Origin of the sequence: Corynebacterium sp. MSK122 (assembly GCF_030229435.2) — a bacterium.
GTDB classification, from domain to species: domain Bacteria; phylum Actinomycetota; class Actinomycetes; order Mycobacteriales; family Mycobacteriaceae; genus Corynebacterium; species Corynebacterium marquesiae.
In genome coordinates this window covers 1-1447 of sequence record NZ_JASPHV020000055.1, presented here as the reverse complement: position 1 = coordinate 1447, position 1447 = coordinate 1, and the positions used below count along the sequence as shown (strand labels likewise).

General features: G+C 51.5%; 1 protein-coding gene. It reads left to right on the top strand.

All coding sequences use genetic code 11. The features are described from left to right. The coding region (locus QP934_RS11400; RefSeq protein WP_419127579.1) for an IS3 family transposase at positions 1 to 1413 on the top strand (1413 nt) is incomplete at its 5' end. Positions 1414 to 1447 lie beyond the last annotated feature (34 nt).

Sequence of the window (1447 nt, the reverse complement as noted above, 5' to 3'; positions counted from 1 at the left end):
GGGGATGCGGACGGAATTTTGGAGAATTCCATCATGAATCGTTCGTATACCAAAGAAGAGCGACGTCGAGCCATCCAGGTTTATAAACGCACGCAATCAGTTACCAAGACTATTCGTGAGCTTGGCTATCCTGGGGCGTGGACGCTTTACAAATGGCTGCGTCAACCAAACAAGCCAGGCCGGCCCCGTAAGCAGGCTCGCACCCTTTCGCGCTACTCATGGCAGACAAAGCTGAGGGCTGTTGAGTTGTTTAGCAACGGGTGGCGTCCTGCCGATATCGCCCAGGAATGCGGATTGGTCTCGGAGATGAGTGTCTATTCTTGGGCACAGCGACACCGAGAAGAAGGACCGATAGGCCTGATGAGCAAGAAGGAACGTGAGGAGCACCTTCGGATACCGACGAAGGCTGCTTTTGAAAAATCATTGCCGGATGATCCTGATGAACTAAAGAAGCAGTTATCCCAGGTGATGGTTGAAAAGGCTGTGTTGGAAAAGGAGTTGGACTTAGTAAAAAAAGACGACAGCGTCATCCCCGGTCATCTAAGCAATAGCGATAAGACCGATGTGGTTGGCGCGTTACGCGATACATTCCCGCTACCGATGTTGTTAGAAGCGGTCGGGCTTGCAGCATCAAGTTATTACTACCAGCTCAGTCGTCGCGAGAGGCCCGATAGGCATGCTCACCTGCGTGAATTGCTACACGAGATACAGGCAAGCGCCCGCCACACGTATGGGTATCGGCGACTATGGTGGGAGTTGCGTCACCGGGGGATAGTCGTCAGTGAAAAAGTTGTTCGGCGCCTGATGCAAGAAGAGGGGATTTCTCCGCGGTATGCGAAACGCGCGTGGAAGTATTCCAGCTATCAAGGTGAAATCGATGATGCCCCAGCCAACCTAGTCAACCGTAATTTCCATGCAGATCGACCGAACAAACTATGGCTTACAGACATCAGTGTCTTTGCAGCTAGAGAGGGCCGAGTCTACTTGTCGGCGATAATTGATTGCTACGACGGCAAAGTAGTCGCTGCTAAAACAAGTACCCACCCGACGATGGAATTGGCCGAATCCACCTTAGAGCAAGCCATCGAGTCGGAACACCCATCCGCAGATGGCAGTTTGATAATTCATTCCGATCGCGGCGCCCACTACAGAGGACGAAGTTGGCACGGACTTACCGTTCGGCATGGCATTGTGCGATCGATGTCTAAGAAAGGATGCAGCCCTGATAACGCAGCCTGTGAGGGATTTTTCGGCCGATTGAAAAATGAAATGTACTACGGCAAAAAATGGCAGACCACTCAAGAACTTGAAACAGCGATCAGCGAATACATCAACTTTTACAACACCAGCCGGATCAAAGTCAGCCTAGGCGGCGTAAGCATCGAAGAGCACCGCATGCTTCAACTAGCATGAAACTGAAACTGTCCAACAAAGTGTCCGCATCCCC